Source organism: Corynebacterium sp., assembly GCF_012838985.1.
Classification (GTDB): Bacteria; Actinomycetota; Actinomycetes; order Mycobacteriales; family Mycobacteriaceae; genus Corynebacterium.
Genome location: NZ_DUOE01000081.1, coordinates 1 through 14516, shown reverse-complemented (window position 1 = coordinate 14516; position 14516 = coordinate 1). Strand labels below are relative to the sequence as shown.

General features: G+C 68.2%; 14 protein-coding genes and 3 pseudogenes. 4 read left to right on the top strand and 13 right to left on the bottom strand.

Annotated features, from left to right (window positions below; genetic code table 11):
* Window positions 1-136: 136 nt before the first annotated feature.
* The 4 genes and pseudogenes from pflA to GXZ33_RS04855 all read right to left on the bottom strand — a co-directional run bounded on the left by pflA (window position 137) and on the right by GXZ33_RS04855 (window position 4906).
* Window positions 137-1000, bottom strand: coding sequence for a pyruvate formate-lyase-activating protein (pflA, locus tag GXZ33_RS04870; protein ID WP_291339757.1), 864 nt, complete (start codon window positions 998-1000; stop codon window positions 137-139).
* A pseudogene (gene grcA2, locus GXZ33_RS04865) lies at window positions 993-1520 on the bottom strand (autonomous glycyl radical cofactor GrcA2). Before grcA2 ends, pflA begins: the two are co-directional and overlap by 8 nt.
* A 3-nt stretch (window positions 1521-1523) precedes the next feature.
* Window positions 1524-3320: pseudogene (locus GXZ33_RS04860) on the bottom strand (pyruvate formate lyase family protein); the annotation flags it as partial.
* Window positions 3321-3484: 164 nt separating this feature from the next.
* Window positions 3485-4906: an NAD(P)/FAD-dependent oxidoreductase gene (locus tag GXZ33_RS04855; protein ID WP_291339756.1), complete on the bottom strand. Its 1422-nt coding sequence runs from the start codon at window positions 4904-4906 to the stop codon at window positions 3485-3487.
* A gap of 140 nt (window positions 4907-5046) precedes the next feature.
* Here GXZ33_RS04855 and GXZ33_RS04850 point away from each other — a divergent pair, with 140 nt between their 5' ends.
* Together GXZ33_RS04850 and GXZ33_RS04845 are read left to right on the top strand one after the other, a co-directional pair.
* On the top strand, window positions 5047-6327 hold the full coding sequence (locus GXZ33_RS04850) for a class I SAM-dependent methyltransferase (RefSeq protein ID WP_291339755.1): 1281 nt from the start codon (window positions 5047-5049) through the stop codon (window positions 6325-6327).
* A 17-nt stretch (window positions 6328-6344) separates the two neighbouring features.
* Window positions 6345-6863 carry an SRPBCC domain-containing protein gene (locus GXZ33_RS04845; RefSeq protein WP_291339754.1) on the top strand — a complete coding sequence of 173 codons (519 nt, stop codon included), beginning with the start codon at window positions 6345-6347 and terminating at the stop codon, window positions 6861-6863.
* Here GXZ33_RS04845 and GXZ33_RS04840 read toward each other — a convergent pair.
* From GXZ33_RS04840 to GXZ33_RS04825, 4 genes are all read right to left on the bottom strand, one after another.
* Window positions 6860-7627 carry an amidohydrolase family protein gene (locus GXZ33_RS04840; RefSeq protein WP_291339753.1) on the bottom strand — a complete coding sequence of 256 codons (768 nt, stop codon included), beginning with the start codon at window positions 7625-7627 and terminating at the stop codon, window positions 6860-6862. The two genes, GXZ33_RS04845 and GXZ33_RS04840, sit on opposite strands and share 4 nt — an antisense overlap.
* Before the next feature lie 394 nt (window positions 7628-8021).
* Window positions 8022-8195 (bottom strand): hypothetical protein, encoded by a 174-nt coding sequence (locus GXZ33_RS04835; protein ID WP_291339752.1) that lies wholly within the window; start codon window positions 8193-8195, stop codon window positions 8022-8024.
* Between the two features lie 5 nt (window positions 8196-8200).
* Window positions 8201-8902: a YceI family protein gene (locus GXZ33_RS04830; protein WP_291339751.1), complete on the bottom strand. Its 702-nt coding sequence runs from the start codon at window positions 8900-8902 to the stop codon at window positions 8201-8203.
* A gap of 8 nt (window positions 8903-8910) precedes the next feature.
* Entirely contained in the window at window positions 8911-9240 is a 330-nt protein-coding gene (locus tag GXZ33_RS04825; protein ID WP_082028495.1) for a hypothetical protein, read from the bottom strand.
* A 113-nt stretch (window positions 9241-9353) separates the two neighbouring features.
* Between GXZ33_RS04825 and GXZ33_RS04820 the strand changes: the two genes are divergently transcribed.
* Window positions 9354-9740: an RNA polymerase-binding protein RbpA gene (locus GXZ33_RS04820; protein ID WP_291339750.1), complete on the top strand. Its 387-nt coding sequence runs from the start codon at window positions 9354-9356 to the stop codon at window positions 9738-9740.
* Window positions 9741-9790: 50 nt separating this feature from the next.
* Here the strand turns inward: GXZ33_RS04820 and GXZ33_RS04815 are convergent, their stop codons facing one another.
* From GXZ33_RS04815 to GXZ33_RS04800, 4 genes are read right to left on the bottom strand one after another with little or no spacing between them, the layout of a single operon-like run.
* Complete coding sequence (locus tag GXZ33_RS04815) at window positions 9791-10594, bottom strand: polyprenol monophosphomannose synthase (RefSeq protein ID WP_291339749.1); 804 nt, start codon at window positions 10592-10594, stop codon at window positions 9791-9793.
* A 12-nt stretch (window positions 10595-10606) separates the two neighbouring features.
* Complete coding sequence (gene lnt / locus GXZ33_RS04810; RefSeq protein ID WP_291339748.1) at window positions 10607-12094, bottom strand: apolipoprotein N-acyltransferase; 1488 nt, start codon at window positions 12092-12094, stop codon at window positions 10607-10609.
* Window positions 12091-12624 (bottom strand): FxsA family protein, encoded by a 534-nt coding sequence (locus GXZ33_RS04805; RefSeq protein WP_291339747.1) that lies wholly within the window; start codon window positions 12622-12624, stop codon window positions 12091-12093. The genes lnt and GXZ33_RS04805 overlap by 4 nt, the downstream gene beginning before the upstream one ends.
* Before the next feature lie 10 nt (window positions 12625-12634).
* Window positions 12635-13942: a lipase family protein gene (locus GXZ33_RS04800; RefSeq protein ID WP_291339746.1), complete on the bottom strand. Its 1308-nt coding sequence runs from the start codon at window positions 13940-13942 to the stop codon at window positions 12635-12637.
* 29 nt (window positions 13943-13971) lie between these two features.
* Between GXZ33_RS04800 and GXZ33_RS04795 the strand changes: the two genes are divergently transcribed.
* Entirely contained in the window at window positions 13972-14436 is a 465-nt protein-coding gene (locus GXZ33_RS04795; RefSeq protein WP_291339745.1) for a hypothetical protein, read from the top strand.
* Here the strand turns inward: GXZ33_RS04795 and GXZ33_RS04790 are convergent.
* Window positions 14433-14516 (bottom strand): annotated as a pseudogene (locus GXZ33_RS04790) (SDR family oxidoreductase); the annotation flags it as partial. The gene GXZ33_RS04795 and the pseudogene GXZ33_RS04790 overlap by 4 nt on opposite strands.

Genomic DNA, 14516 nt, shown 5'->3' with positions numbered 1-14516 from the left:
GACGATGACCCGGATAAACCGCCGAGGCACGGTCGGATGGAACGGGTACCGGGTGGGGTGGTGCATCACCCGCCGGGTGGTGGTCCGTCCCGGCGGAACATCCACCCGATCCGCGACCTCTCAGCCATGGCCCTGGTCAGTACGTGAGGATCCCGCGGTCCCGGAACATCTGCCGCGCCTCCCGCAGTGAGCGGGAGGTGGGCGGCTTCGTGCTCTCCAGGTTGTAGCGCATGCCGAGGGCCCGCCACTTGTCGGCGCCCATGTTGTGGAACGGCAGCACCTCGACCCGCTCCACATTCGGCCAGCGGGCGACGATGTCGGCCACCCGGGCGATGTTCTCCGGGTCGTCCGTCAGCCCCGGCACCAGCACGAACCGCACCCACACGGGCTTGTCCAGGGCGGCGAGTCGGTCACCGAAATCCAGCGTCGGCTGCAGCGGCTGACCGGTGACCTCACGGTAGGTGGCCTCGTCGCCGGATTTGACGTCGAGAAGCACGAGGTCGATGTTCCCGAGGTCCTCGTCACTCAGGCGTGCCCCGAGGAACCCGGACGTGTCGATGGCGGTGTGGATCCCCGCCGCATGCACCTCCGCCAGCACCCGGCGGGTGAAGGCCAGCTGGAAGAGCGGCTCCCCGCCCGAGATCGTCAGACCGCCGCGTGTGACACGGAAGATCCGCTGGTAGCGCTTGATGCGTTTGACCACGTCCTCGACGCGTTCGAGGGTGCCCGTGCGCATCTCCATCGTGTCCGGGTTGTGGCAGTACTGGCAGCGCAGCGGACAACCGGTGAGGAAGAGCGTCATCCGGGTGCCCGGGCCGTCGACGGCGGTGACCATCTCCCACGAGTGGACGAGGGCGACGTCGCCGGTGAGGCGGGCGTCGAGAAGCTCCGGACGGGTGAGGTCCTCGGCGGTGCCGCCGAGGCCGGCGGCGACCCCGCGGACCCTCTCACCCTCCTCGGGGGAGAGGTGGATGACGCCGGTGACGCCGTCCTCAGGCACCGTGATGGAAGGTGCGGGAGATGACGTCCTGCTGCTGTTCCTTCGTCAGCTTGACGAAGTTCACGGCGTAACCGGACACCCGCACCGTCAGGTTGGGGTAGTTCTCCGGGTTCTGCATCGCGTCCTCGAGGGTCGACGGGTCGAGGACGTTGATGTTGGCGTGGTAGAGACCGGACTCCATGTTGTTGGCGGTGCGCGCGGCCTTCATGTCGGCCATGCGCTCGTCGAAGGTCTTGGTGGACACAGGGTTCTCCTAGCTTTCGTCCATGATGAAACCGGCGTCGAGGATGCCGACGAGGTTCTCAACCTGCTCGTCCTTGGTGCGGCCGAGCCCGGAGGGGGTGATGGTGTTGGTCAGTGAGATGCCGTCGAGGGCGTCGTTGTAGTCGAGCTTGCCGACGGACAACATCGACGCCAGCATGCCGTGATTGTCGGCGCCGTTCGTCGGGTTCGCACCCGGCGCGAAGGGGGTGCCCGCCCGGTGGCCGCACGGGAAGTTGCCGGTGGCCTTGCCGTACACGACGTTCGAGGTGATGGTGAGCACCGACTGGGTGGGGATCGCGTCGCGGTAGAGCGGGATCTCCTTGATCTTCGCCATGACGGTGTGGACGATCGTCGCGGCGATGTCGTCGGCCCGGTCGTCGTCGTTGCCGTAGACGGGGAATTCGCCCTCGGTGCGGTAGTCGACGATGAGGCCGGTCTCGTCCCGCACCGGGTACACCTCGGCGTGACGGATCGCGGAGAGGGAGTCCGCCACGATCGACAGGCCGGCGATGCCGCAGCCCATCGTGCGGATGATGTCCGAGTCGTGGAGGGCCATCTCGATGGCCTCGTAGGCGTACTTGTCGTGCGACCAGTGGATGATGTTGAGCGCCTCGACGTAGGTGCCAATGACCCAGTCGAGCATCTCCTCGTACTTCTGCCACACCTCGTCGAAGTCGAGGGGGCCGTCGCCGGTGACGGGTTCGTGGCCCTCGACGATCTGCTTGCCGCTCATCTCGTCGCGGCCGCCGTTGATGGCGTAGAGCAGGGTCTTTGCGGCGTTGACGCGCGCGCCGAAGAACTGCATCTGCTTGCCCACCTTCATCGGGGAGACACAGCAGGCGATGGCGGCGTCGTCGCCCCAGCGGTCGCGGATCTGCTTGTCCGACTCGTACTGCAGCGAGGACGTCTCGATGGAGATCGCCGCGCAGAACTCCTTGTACCCCTCGGGCAGCTGGTCGTCCCAGAAGATGGTGATGTTCGGTTCCGGGGCGGGACCCAGGTTGCGGAGGGTCTGCAGGAGCCGGAAAGACGTCCTGGTCACCTGCGGGCGGCCGTCCTCCATGAAGCCGGCGTCGGACCAGGTGGCCCAGTAGGGGTCGCCGGAGAAGATCTGGTCGTAGTCGATGGTGCGCAGGAAACGGACGATGCGCAGCTTGATCACCAGGGCGTCGATGAGTTCCTGGGCGCCCTCCTCGGTGAGGGTGCCGGCGGCGAGGTCGCGTTCGATGTAGATGTCGAGGAAGCTCGACAGGCGGCCGATCGACATGGCGGCGCCGTCCTGGGACTTCACTGCGCCGAGGTAGCCGAAGTAGGTCCACTGCACGGCTTCCTGGGCGGTGGTGGCGGGGCCGGAGATGTCGAAGCCGTAGGACTCGGCCATGACCTTCAGTTTCCGCAGCGCCTTGATCTGTTCGGCGTGTTCCTCGCGGTAGCGGGCCCAGTGCTCGGAGAAGCCGGCGTCGTGGACGGCGTGCTTCGCGGCCTCCTTGTCGGCGATGAGCTTGTCGACGCCGTACAGCGCCACCCGTCGGTAGTCACCGATGATGCGGCCACGCCCGTAGGCGTCGGGCAGGCCGGTGATGATGTGGGAGGAGCGGGCCGCGCGGATGCGCGGGGTGTAGATGTCGAAGACCGCGTCGTTGTGGGTCTTGCGGTAACGGGTGAAGAACTCCTTGACCCGTTCGTCCGGTTCCCGGCCGGCCTCCCGGAGGGCGGTCTCCACCATGCGCCAGCCGCCGAAGGGCATCATCACGCGCTTGAGCGGGGTGTCGGTCTGCAGGCCGACGATGACGTCGTCGTCCTCGCTGATGTAGCCGGGTCCGAAGGTGTCGATGTCGGCGGGGGTCTCGGTGTCGACGTCGTACACGCGGCGCTCACGCTCGACGGACAGGTAGTTGTCCTCCAGGTGCTGCCAGGTGCGGAGGGTCTTGTCGGTGGGGCCGGCCAGGAAGGCGGCGTCGCCGGTGTAGGGGGTGAAGTTGCGCCGGATGAAGTCGCGGACGTCGATGGTGTCGGTCCACGCTCCCTCTGTAAATCCTTCCCAGGCCTGGGTCACAGGCGGGATAACGGTGGTCACGTGTCAACCTCTCGGAGAGTGGTGGAGTAATGGAAACAGCCGTCATCCAGTATAACCCGTCGACGGAGGGGCCTTTCCGGCCAGCGGGAAAAGAAAAAACGAACACGGAATCGTGTTCGTTTTGTCTCGTCCGGTGGGGCTGCTTAGCGCAGCTCCTTCTTGCCGGTGAACTTGGTGGTGTCACGCAGCTCGATCGGGGTGTCGCCCTCGATCTCGGAGGTGATGGCCTGCAGCTTCATCAGTGCGGTGCGCGAGTGCAGCTGCTGGCGGGTGGTCGCCAGGTTGTAGCGGGTGCGGGACAGCGCGTTGACGCCCCAGTTGATCATGGAGACGAAGCGGTTGCGGAAGCCCACGAGGAAGAGCACGTGGACGGCCAGCCACAGGAGCCAGCCGATGAAGCCGGTGACCTCGACCTTGCCCATCTTCACCAGTGCGTTGAAGCGGGAGACGATGGCCATGGAGCCCTTGTCGAAGTACTCGAACACGGGGCGCTGGTCGACGGGGGTGCGGCCGGAGATCTGGTCGGCGATCTGCTCGGCGGCGTACTGGCCACCCTGGATGGCGACCTGGGCGACGCCCGGGAGGTTCTTGTAGTTGGACATGTCACCGACGACGAAGACGTTGCGGTGCTCACCGACGGTGAGGTCGTCGTTGACCATGACGCGGCCGGCGCGGTCCATCTCGACGCCGGCCTGCTCGGCGACGAGGCGGCCCAGCGGGGAGGCGGCGACACCGGCGGACCAGATCTTGGTGAAGGTCTCGATGGTGGTCTCGGAGCCGTCGACCATGGACTTGTAGGTGACGGTCTTGTCGTCGACGTTGGTGACCATGGCGTTGAGCTTGACGGTGACGCCGAGCTTCTCCAGCTGGCGCTGGGCGGTGCGGCCCAGGCGCTTGCCGAAGGGCGGGAGGACCTGCGGGGCGCCGTCGAGAAGCAGGATCTTGGCGGCGGAGGTGGAGAAGTTGGAGTACTCGCCGACGAGGGTGCGGTGGGACAGCTCGGCGAGCTGGCCGGCGAGCTCGACACCGGTCGGGCCGGCGCCGACGATGACGAAGGTGAGCAGGCGCTCACGCTGGGCGGGGTCCTTGGCGAGCTCGGCGCGTTCGAAGGCGCCGATGACGCGGGCGCGGATCTCGAGGGCGTCGTCGATGGTCTTCATGCCCGGGGCGAACTCTGCGAAGTGGTCGTTGCCGAAGTAGGACTGGGATGCGCCGGCAGCGACGATGAGGGAGTCGTACTCGAACTCACGGGTGTAGGCGCCGAGGGAGGTGGTGACGATCTGACGCTCGAGGTCGATGTCGGTCACCTCGCCCTTGACGACGTTGGCGTTCTCCTGGCCCTTGAGCACCTGGCGGGTCGACGGGGCGATCTCACCGGAGGACAGGATGCCGGTGGCTACCTGATACAGCAGCGGCTGGAAGAGGTGGTGGTTGGTGCGGTCGATGATGGTGACATCGACGTCTGCGTTCTTCAGCTCCTGGGCCGCAAAAAGGCCGCCGAAACCAGAGCCGATGATGACCACGTGGTGGCGGCCGCCCTCAGGACGGAAAGGGGTGTTCGTCATGAAAAGAGTTCCTCATCTACTTCGCGGGAAACAACGGGATCTATCGTATATGGTTCTCCGCGCGAACAAAGTCCCGGGCGGGGCCGGTGTCGGTCGCGCCTCCCGGTTTCCCGGGGGACCGGGGGATAGGATCGGACGCTGTGAGGCATCCACATCTGGCGGCGATCGACGCGGAGGCGTGGCCCGGCGTGGCGACTGTCCCGACCGGGCGTCTCGTTGACCTGCGCGCACGCGTCGCGGAGGCCGGTTTCGCGCGGGCCTGCGCGGCCGCCGGACTGGATCTTGATCCGGAGGGCGAGCCCGACCTCGTCGTCGAGCATGACGCCCTCTTCCCCCGGTTGGCGGTGTCCGGCTGGCTGGGCCTGGCGGAGAGCTTCATGGCGGGGGAGTGGCGTTCGGAGCGTCTCGTGGACGTGCTGGAGGCGCTCATCTCCACCGGGTACCGGCCGCAGCTCGGGGGCCGTCCGCTCCCGCCGCGCCCCTACGGGGGCGGTGAGCTGCCCCCGGAACTGGTGCGGCTCAGTTCCGGCGACGGGCTCAGTGCCTTCGGGGGTGTCTTCGCGTCCGGTGTGCCGACGACCGTCCGCACCGCCGTCCCCAACCACGGCCGCGGCCCGGCCACCCACTTCGTTGATCTGACCACATTCTCCGAGCCGGAGGCCGTCGACAGGGAGGACCTGGGGGACGCGCAGACCCGCGCCGTCATGATGCTTCTCGACGCCGCCCGCGTCACCGCCGGCACCCATCTCCTGGAGTACGCCACCTCCGGTGGCGCCGTGGCGATCCAGGCGGCGCACCGGCGGGCGACCGTCGACACGCTCACCGCGGACCCCGCGCAGGCGCGGACCGTGGGGGAGCAGCTCCTGCTCGCCGGCGTGGAACCCTCGGTGCACATCTCGGTGATCGACACCCCGGTGCCGGGCCCCCGCGAGTGGCGCGGCAGCTACGACGCGATCGTGTCGGTGGAGAAGCTCGAGATGCTCAGCGAGGGCAACCGGATCCGCTACATCCGGGCCCTGGACCGGCTGCTCACCATCGGCGGCTACGCGACCATGCAGTCGGTCACCGCCACGGACGCGTTGTCCCCGGTGGCCCGCCAGGCGCTCGGCGTGCTGCGTGCCTACGTGTGGCCGGGTCTGGACTATCCCACGACCGAGGACGTCCACCGCCTCGCCGACCGCGAATCCGGCCTGCGGGTCATCGCCCAGACGCACGTGGGAAGCCACCACGAGCAGTCCCTGGCGATGCAGCGCTCCCTGTTCAGCGGCCACACCCGGGAGGCCGCGGCCGCCGGTTTCGACATCGCCTACCGACGCCTGTGGGACTACCAGTTCGCCCTCCGCGAGGCGCTGTTCCGGCTGGGCATGCTGGACACCGTCCAGTTCACCCTGACCCACCGCAACCGGCAGGGACGCCGCTGAGCTGGCACCATGGGGACATGACCACACGTGAACCCACCGGATACCTGTCCACCGGCGTCATCGGCCCCGAGCTGATCATCGCCCGTCGCATTCCGTTCGTCATCGACGCGGTCTGGAACCAGATCACCGACCCTGAACTCCTCGGCACCTGGTACGGCACCTACGAGGGGGACCCCGCCACAGGCACCGTCACCCTCACCACCCGGGAGGCCCCGGATCAGCCGGGTGACGTGCAGATTCAGCACTGCGAGGCGCCCAACGCCCTGGCCGTCACGATGGGGGACCGGCCCCTGTCCGCCACCCTGAGCGCCGCAGGCGACGAGACCGAGCTGGAGTTCCGCCTGCGTCTCGACGACAGCGGGGACGCCGCCGCCGACCTCGGACCCGCATGGGAGTACCACCTCGACCGCCTCATCGTCGCCCTCGAGGGCGGTGATCCGGACACCCTGCAGTGGGAGGACTACCACCCGGCGCTGTGCACCCACTACGGCCGTGAGCTCCCGGAGGAGCCCGGCCAGATGCCCGCGGAGAACTAGACCTCGACCGACACGGGGTCCAGGTAGAAGGCCTCGGCGTTGCGGTGGAACACGGCCTCGACGTGCTCGGGGCCGATGGTGTCCCGGAGCAGCTCCAGGTCGGAGTCCTGGAAGGGGGTCTCGGCGCGGGTGGACGGCAGATCCGTGCCGGCCATGAGCGCCGTGGGGTCAATGTCCATGATCGCCCGGATCGCCTCGACCGCCGGGAAGTCCAGCCTTCCGAATCCCGTGGCCTTCACCTTGACGCCGGCCTCCACGAGGCGCAGCAGATGGGGGAGACCCTCCCGGCTCATGCCCAGGTGGTCGATGCTCACCGCCGGCAGAGCCGCCAGGGTGTCGTGGAGCTCGGGGAGATGACGCGCATCGACGTAGAGCTCCGTGTGCCACTCAGCCACCTCGTGGACGTGCCGGGCCAGGCTGTCGAGGGCCTCCGCGCCGACGGAACCACCGCGGGCGAGGTTGAAGCGCACGGCGCGGATGCCGCGGGCGTCGAGACGCAGGATCTCCGAGTCGGAGATGTCCTCGGGCACCTGGGCCACGCCGACGAAGTCCGGGCCCAGCTTCTTCAGCGCCGCCACCAGGTGGCCCGTGTCGAAGGCCTGGAAGGATCCGGCGACGACCGCGCCGCCGATGACGTTGAGCCCCCGGACACGCTGCAGGTAATCATCGACGTGGAACGGCGGTGGAATGTATCCACGATTCGGCACCAGCGGGTGACGGGGGTCGATGATGTGCATGTGCGAGTCAAACAGCGGCGGAAGCATGAACCCATTGTTGCACCTTCCATCGAGGTCGGGGCAAGGTCCGGTGGGGCGGTACATCTCCCCATGAAATGACATAATGTACATTATCGGCGCATTGGGGATGCCTGCGGGTTCAGCCGGATACGCTGCTCCCGGCTCCTGTGGCTCCGACGTGTCCCCGCATCCACCTGCCCGTGCCGCCCCGTGCTGCCTGCTGTGCCGCCGCACCGCCGTGCCTCGGCGCCCATCCACTCACGGCGTGCCGAGGACTGACGCCTGCGCCCCGGGCGTCGAGAAGCTGGCTCCCACATGTCTGCACACCTGGAAACGGCAAAAAGGCCCGGTGGCCGCGTTTTTCCCGCAACCCCGGACCCATGCTCATTTCGTCACTGTGACGAAAGAAATGGAAAGTTCCCTATCTTCCGTCACGCTGCCGGTACGCCATCCAGAGCTGCCAGATGGACACCAGCACCAGGACGCCGGCCAGGATGCCGATGAACCAGTAACCCTGCCACGAGACGAAGATGCCGAACACCAGCATCACGATGAGGCGGATCCAGATCGCCGGGATCATGCGGGATGGGTTCATGTCCCCTACTTCTCGAGCGCGAGACGGATGTTGAGTTCGCCCGTGTCGTCGATCTTGGCGGCGACGAACTCCGGGGACTCCACGCCGTACTCGTTGCGGTTGACCAGGACGTCACCGGCGACGATGATGCGATCACCGTCGCGGAGGACGTCGAACTCGTGGACCAGCGGGCGGGTCTCGCCGCGGATCTCCATCTCACCGGTGAGGGTCACCTTTCCGGGGGTGCCGTTGCCGGGGACCTCGGAGAGGTCGGCGGGCTCGGTGATGGAGAAGGTGGCCGTCGGGTACTCGTTGGTGTGGAAGATCTTGTTGCGGACGTTGATGTCACGGCGCTCGTTGTCGGTGGAGATCTGCGCCATGTCGACGACGATCTCACCGGCCTTGAGGGTGCCGGCCTCGACGGTGGCCCAGCCCTCGACGGCCTGGGTGGAGCCGGAGGTGGAACGGCGGTCCGACGGCAGGAGCTCGTAGAAGGTGAAGCCGACCGAGGTGGTGTTCTTGCCGCGGTACTGGGCCACGTGCCACTCACCGTTGACGTCCGTGGTGGCGGGCTTCGCGCCCTGGGCATCCAGGCCCTCGGTCTTGATGCCGGGGCCCATCGCCAGTGCGAACAGCATCGGCACGACCGCCACGAGGGCGAGCAGCACGATGAGAATCACGAAGATCGCGATGACGACCTTGCTGGCGGACTTGTTCTGGGTGGTCATACCCGTAGTTACCTCAACTTCTCGATCGTCCGTGCGAGTGCCACGAGTTCGGAGCACAGGACGCGGATCTCCTCCGGTTCGGCACCTTCCGCTGATGCGGTGGCGACGTCTTCAGCCGCGCAACGCAGCTCGAAGAGCGAGTCTCGCAGGGCGGCTGCACGGTCCGGATGAATGATAACCGCTTCCGCCGGGATACTGGTACCTGAGACACTCTGACGTTGTTCATATGCCCGCTGTTTACAGGATCTGCTGCAGTACTTCCGGGGGCGGCCGCGGCCGGTGAGGACCAGCTCCTTGCCGCACCACGCGCAGGACACCGCGGGATTGGTCGGGGATATCGTCACGTGACCACCATAACTGATCTCTGCAGGTCTTGGCGGGAACAAAACGGGCGGCTCGTCCGTTATACTTGTACGTCTACCAGTGAACAAACGAAAAGGATGATGCCGCAATGGCAGATCGCGTACTCCGCGGCAGTCGAATGGGTGCCGTCAGCTACGAAACTGACCGCGACCACGACCTTGCTCCGCGCCAGATGGTGAAGTACCGCACCGCGAACGGTGAGATCTACGAGGTCCCGTTCGCTGATGATGCGGAGATCCCTGAGGAGTGGATGTGCAAGAACGGCCAGCTGGGCACCCTCGTCGAGGGTGAGGGCGTCGAGTCCAAGCCGGTGAAGCCCCCGCGCACCCACTGGGACATGCTCCTGGAGCGTCGTTCGCTCGAGGAGCTGGATGTCCTGCTCGAGGAGCGTATTGAGCTCCTGCGTAAGCGTCGTCGCGCGGCCACCCGTCTGCTCAAGGAGCAGCAGGCCCAGGAAGCTGCTGAGCAGGGCTGATCCCCCGCCGTCACTCCCCTCCCACCCCGGGAGGGGAGTTCTTCTTTTCTCTAGCGCAGGCGGCGGCGCTGCCAGCGGCGGTACTCGTGCCCGAACATGCGGCGGGTGACGCTGGTGATGTCACACAGCTGCTCGAGGCGGTGGCGGATGCCCCAGCGGGTGACCTCCGCGAGGGAGGACTTGACGAAGCTGCCGTCCAGCTTGGACTCGCCGATCTCACGCTCGGTGAAGGTGATGGGGACCTCGCGGACGTCGAAACCGCCGGACACGGCACGCCAGGCCAGGTCGACCTGGAAGATGTAGCCGGCGTTGGAGAGCTCGTCGAGGTCGAGGGACTCGATGACGTCACGGCGGTAGGCGCGGTAGCCGGCGGTCATGTCGGTGAGACCGGCGCCGAGCATGAGGGAGATGTAGATGTTGCCGCCCTTGGACAGGACCCAGCGCTTCTTCGGCCAGTTCACGACCTTGCCGCCCGGTACGTAGCGGGAGCCGATGACGAGGTCGGCGCCGTCGTCGATCTCGTCGAGGAGCAGGTGCAGCTGCTCCGGGGCGTGGGAGCCGTCGGCGTCCATCTCGCAGAGGACAGTGTAGTCACGCTCGAGGCCCCACTGGAAGCCGGCGACGTACGCGCCGCACAGGCCACCCTTGCCCTCGCGGTGGAGGACGTGGACGTTGGGGTGGGCGGCGGCCAGCTCATCCGCCTTCTCACCGGTACCGTCGGGGCTGTTGTCGTCGACGACGAGGATGTCGACCTCCGGGGCGGCGGCGCGGACCCTGCCGACGATCAACGGGAGGTTCTCCAGCTCGTTGTAGGTCGGGATGATCACGAGGGTCGCGTCACTGGGGTTGGTCACGAAGGTCTCCTTCTAGGGGGTGGTCTGTCGGCGGATGCCCACCAGAGCGGCGGCGAACAGGACGCCTCCGAGGATTATAAGGGCAAGTTCGGTGCGATCACCGAACCGTGCCGCCGGGGTGAGGGAATCACGCAGCGGCAGTGACTCCACGAGCTTACCGGCCTCGAAGATCCCGGTTTCCTGGCTGACGGAACCGTCCGGGTGGACGATCGCCGACACACCTGAGGTGGCGGCGACGACGACGGCCCGGTCGACCTCGATCGCCCGCATGCGGCTCATGGCCAGCTGCTGGTAGGTCATGTCGGTGAAGCCGAAGGTGGCGTTGTTGGTGGGCGTGGACAGGATCTGCGCGCCGTCGCGGACAGCGGTGCGCAGCGCCGGGTCGAAGGCCACCTCGTAGCAGGTGGCGATGCCCAGGACGACGTCGCGCACCGGCACCGTGAACTCCGGTGGGCCGGGCTTGAAGTCGCCGGCCTGGTCGACGTACTCGCTGAACAGGCGGAAGAAGTCGCGCCACGGCATGTACTCGCCGAAGGGCTGGAGGAAGTGCTTGTCGTGCTGCTCCCCACGGCCGGTCTCCGGGTCCATGACGACCATGGTGTTGCGGTCGCCGACCTCGTCACGGGTGATCGTGCCCACGAGGATGGGCGTGTCGACGGCACGGACCGCCTGATTCACCAGCGCTCCGGCCTCGGGGTCGGCGAAGGGGTTGACGTCGGAGGAGTTCTCCGGCCAGATGACCATGTCGAGCTCCTCCCCCGCCAGCTCCCGGGTGACCTTCACGTGGTTGGCCAGGACGGCGCGGCGCTGGGCGTTGAAGTCCAGGCCCATGCGGGGCACGTTGCCCTGCACGGCGGCCACGCGGACCTCACCGACGGTCGCCGACTCCCGGTTGACCACGGTCCAGCCGGTGATCATGCCCGACAGCAGCGCCACCAGGACGGTGAGCGCACCGGTGATGCGCACCCCCGGGTGACGGACGAACTGGACGGCCAGGCCGGCGCCGACCGCGGCCGTGGCGAGGCTGACCAGCGCCGGACCACCCCACACGGCGAGGTTCGCCAGCGGGCCGTTGATCTGACCCCAGGCCAGACGCACCCAGGCGAAACCGCCGAAGGGGAAGGAACTGCGCGCCCACTCCACCAGCAGGTAGACGAAGGGGAAGGCCAGGGCACCGTAGCGCCAGCGGGCCACGGCGACACCGCCGAGGCCCATCACCAGGGCGTAGAGGGCGCAGAACACCGCGAGGGCGATGTAGGGCAGGTTGCCCACGAACACCCCGATCCACGGCAGCATGAACAGGTAGACCACCAGCGCGTGGGTGAAGCCGAGCAGCGCCCCGGCCCGCAGCGTGGGGCCCTCCCCCTTCCACGGCATGAGCGCCGCATAGAGCCCTGCCATGCCGACGAGGCCGGCCAGCCACCAGCCGAGCGGCTCATTGGAGGTGTACGTGAGGAAACCGGACGCTGCGGCCAGCAGCAGCCGCAGCAGGAGGATCACTTGAAGTCCTCCGGGCGGATGTTCTTCGTCCACTGTTCGATCTCGGACTCGTCGATGACCTCGGCGGGCCCGGCGGACGGATCGGGCTGGCCGGTCCGGGGCGCGAAGGGGTCGGTGAAGCTGCCGTAGCTGGTCCCCTGCCGCCCGGCCTGGGTGGCCTCGAAGCTGCGGACCCCGAGATCCTCGATCGACTTCATGAGCTTCTTCGCCAGGATCCCGCGCACCACGGCCCGCGTCGGCGGGAAGATGAGCAGCAGGCCGACCACCGAGGAGGCGATGCCGGGGGAACCGGCCAGGATGCCCCCGGCGGTGAGGAGCCCGTAGTCACCGGCGAGGCGACCGGCGGACACCTTCTGCTGGGCGGCCAGGGCACCGACCCGGCGCATCTCGAAGGGTGCGGCCAGCAGGCCCACACCCATGAGGGCGAACATGAGGAACAGCGCCCATCCGAGGCCGAGCCAGGAGGCGAAGCCCCAGAGGACGAGTACCTCGATGAGGAGGACAGGGAGAACAGTGAAGATCAACGGCACATGTGCCACCCTACCGACGTAGTTGATCAAGCAACCACCCGACGTTGCGGGTGAGGTGGCGGTAGTAGGGCCCGAAGTGGTTGGCTCCGGTGCGGCCGGGCACCCGCAGGCTGCGGTCCTCGTACCAGGTGACGTCGGCCCCGGCGGTGCGCCAGACGTCGCGGAGATCGCGGACCTGGGCGACGGGCACGACGTCGTCGTGACGCGAGCCCCACAGCAGCACCGGCACCGAGGGTGCTCCCCCGCCGAGTCGGCGGGCGTCGAACTCGGCGGAGACGTGCGGGAGGTCGTCGAGAAGCTCCCCGAGGGGCACTCCCGCACGGGTCCAGCGGTGGGTGCCGCGCCACCCGGAGGTGAACACCGAGCTGACGGCGCAGGTGGCCAGGTCCGCGGCGACGTGGTCGAGCCCTTCCGGCGTGAGCGCGGTGAGGATCTCGGCGCGGATCTCCGGGGACACGACGAGCAGCCCGGCCACCGCGTAGGAGAGCACCCCCGTGACGAGGGAGCCGTCGACGTGGGCGAGGACGTCGTCGAGACGTGAGGGCGGCGCCCCGATGACCGCCGCGACCGGGGTGACGTCGGGGGCGTAGCCGGGACATTCCAGCGCCCTGCCGACGGCCGCCCCGCCCTGCGAAAAACCCCAGAAGCCCACCGGGGCGGACTCCGGGAGGTGGAGGTGTCGGGCGGCGCGGACGGCGTCGAGGAGCGCGCGCCCAGCCGAGGGGTGGTCGCAGTAGAGCTGCCAGCCGAAGTCGGGGTCGCGCGGGTAGTCGGTGAGCACGACGTGCGCGCCGGCGGCCAGCAGGGCGGTGACGGCGGGCAGCTCATAGGAGGCGACGACGTCGACGGGGCCGCGCAGGGAGACGCTCATGCCGACGGACATGGAGTAGGAGGGGTCGCAGTGCGGCGCCACACCCTGCGTGGAGGGGGCGAACGCGATGACCGGGCGGACGCCGCCGCGCCATGGACTGTGGGAACGCAGGAAGGCGCCGGTCGCGGTGATGGTGCGGCCGCGGGCGTCGGTGGTGACGTACTCGAGGCGCCACGCGCTCGCCCGGTTGCTCCCCGAACCACCCATGAGCCGCATCGGCGCGGACGCCAGCAACGTGCCGGGCGGGCGGCCGATCACCCACGTCGCGTCGGAGAAACTGGGCTCGGACTCCCAGTCCGCGCGGGTGGGGCGGGCCGGGGAGGCTCCCCGCCCGAGGAGGCGGCGGACCACTCCCCTGCCCACGTCCCCCATCAACGGCACCCAGGCCCGCACCGTGGTGGTGTGCACACCGGCCCGGTGGATCCGGGGTGAGCGCCTGCCGATCATGCGTCCCACCTTAACTAGAATGACCCCTCATGACCGTCAGCGCAGACTTCTCCGACCTCATCCCCGCCGACCACGCCGTGCCGCCGGGTGGCTGGGAACCGCTCGCCACCTTCGCCGACGACCACGGCGACGGCCGCATCCACGTCACCCTCGAGGGCCGGGTGCGGCTGCACGGTGTCCTGCTTGTCGACGTCCCCGGGTTCCACCCCGCCCCCGCCGCCCCGGGCATCACGCGCGCCCCGGAGGGGGAGATCGGCTGGCTCGGCCAGTCCGAGGGCCTGGTCACCCTCGGCGCCGGCCTGGTGGAGGGCAACATGAGCACCCACATCGCGCGGATGCTCGACGTCATCGAGGCCCCCGTGCGGGTGTGCCGGGGCGGGATCCTCCAGATCGAGGGCCTCAGCGAGGGCATCGCCGAGCAGGTCGTGCGCGTGCTGGCGCCGCTGGGCCTCATCTTCGACGCCGAGTCGCCGCTGCTCCCGGGACGGAACTAACGGGGCATCCGCCGCCAGACCGGACGCGGGACCAGACGCATCACCCACGCCAGGAGACGCAGGCGGCCGGGGATCCACAG

Excerpts from the sequence above, each read along its gene's own strand:
- GXZ33_RS04855 (WP_291339756.1), bottom strand. The coding sequence starts at position 4,906 with ATGACGAACACCCCTTTCCGTCCTGAGGGCGGCCGCCACCACGTGGTC.
- GXZ33_RS04845 (WP_291339754.1), top strand. The coding sequence starts at position 6,345 with ATGACCACACGTGAACCCACCGGATACCTGTCCACCGGCGTCATCGGC.
- GXZ33_RS04840 (WP_291339753.1), bottom strand. The coding sequence starts at position 7,627 with ATGCTTCCGCCGCTGTTTGACTCGCACATGCACATCATCGACCCCCGT.
- GXZ33_RS04835 (WP_291339752.1), bottom strand. The coding sequence starts at position 8,195 with ATGAACCCATCCCGCATGATCCCGGCGATCTGGATCCGCCTCATCGTG.
- GXZ33_RS04830 (WP_291339751.1), bottom strand. The coding sequence starts at position 8,902 with ATGACCACCCAGAACAAGTCCGCCAGCAAGGTCGTCATCGCGATCTTC.
- GXZ33_RS04820 (WP_291339750.1), top strand. The coding sequence starts at position 9,354 with ATGGCAGATCGCGTACTCCGCGGCAGTCGAATGGGTGCCGTCAGCTAC.
- GXZ33_RS04800 (WP_291339746.1), bottom strand. The coding sequence starts at position 13,942 with ATGATCGGCAGGCGCTCACCCCGGATCCACCGGGCCGGTGTGCACACC.
- GXZ33_RS04795 (WP_291339745.1), top strand. The coding sequence starts at position 13,972 with ATGACCGTCAGCGCAGACTTCTCCGACCTCATCCCCGCCGACCACGCC.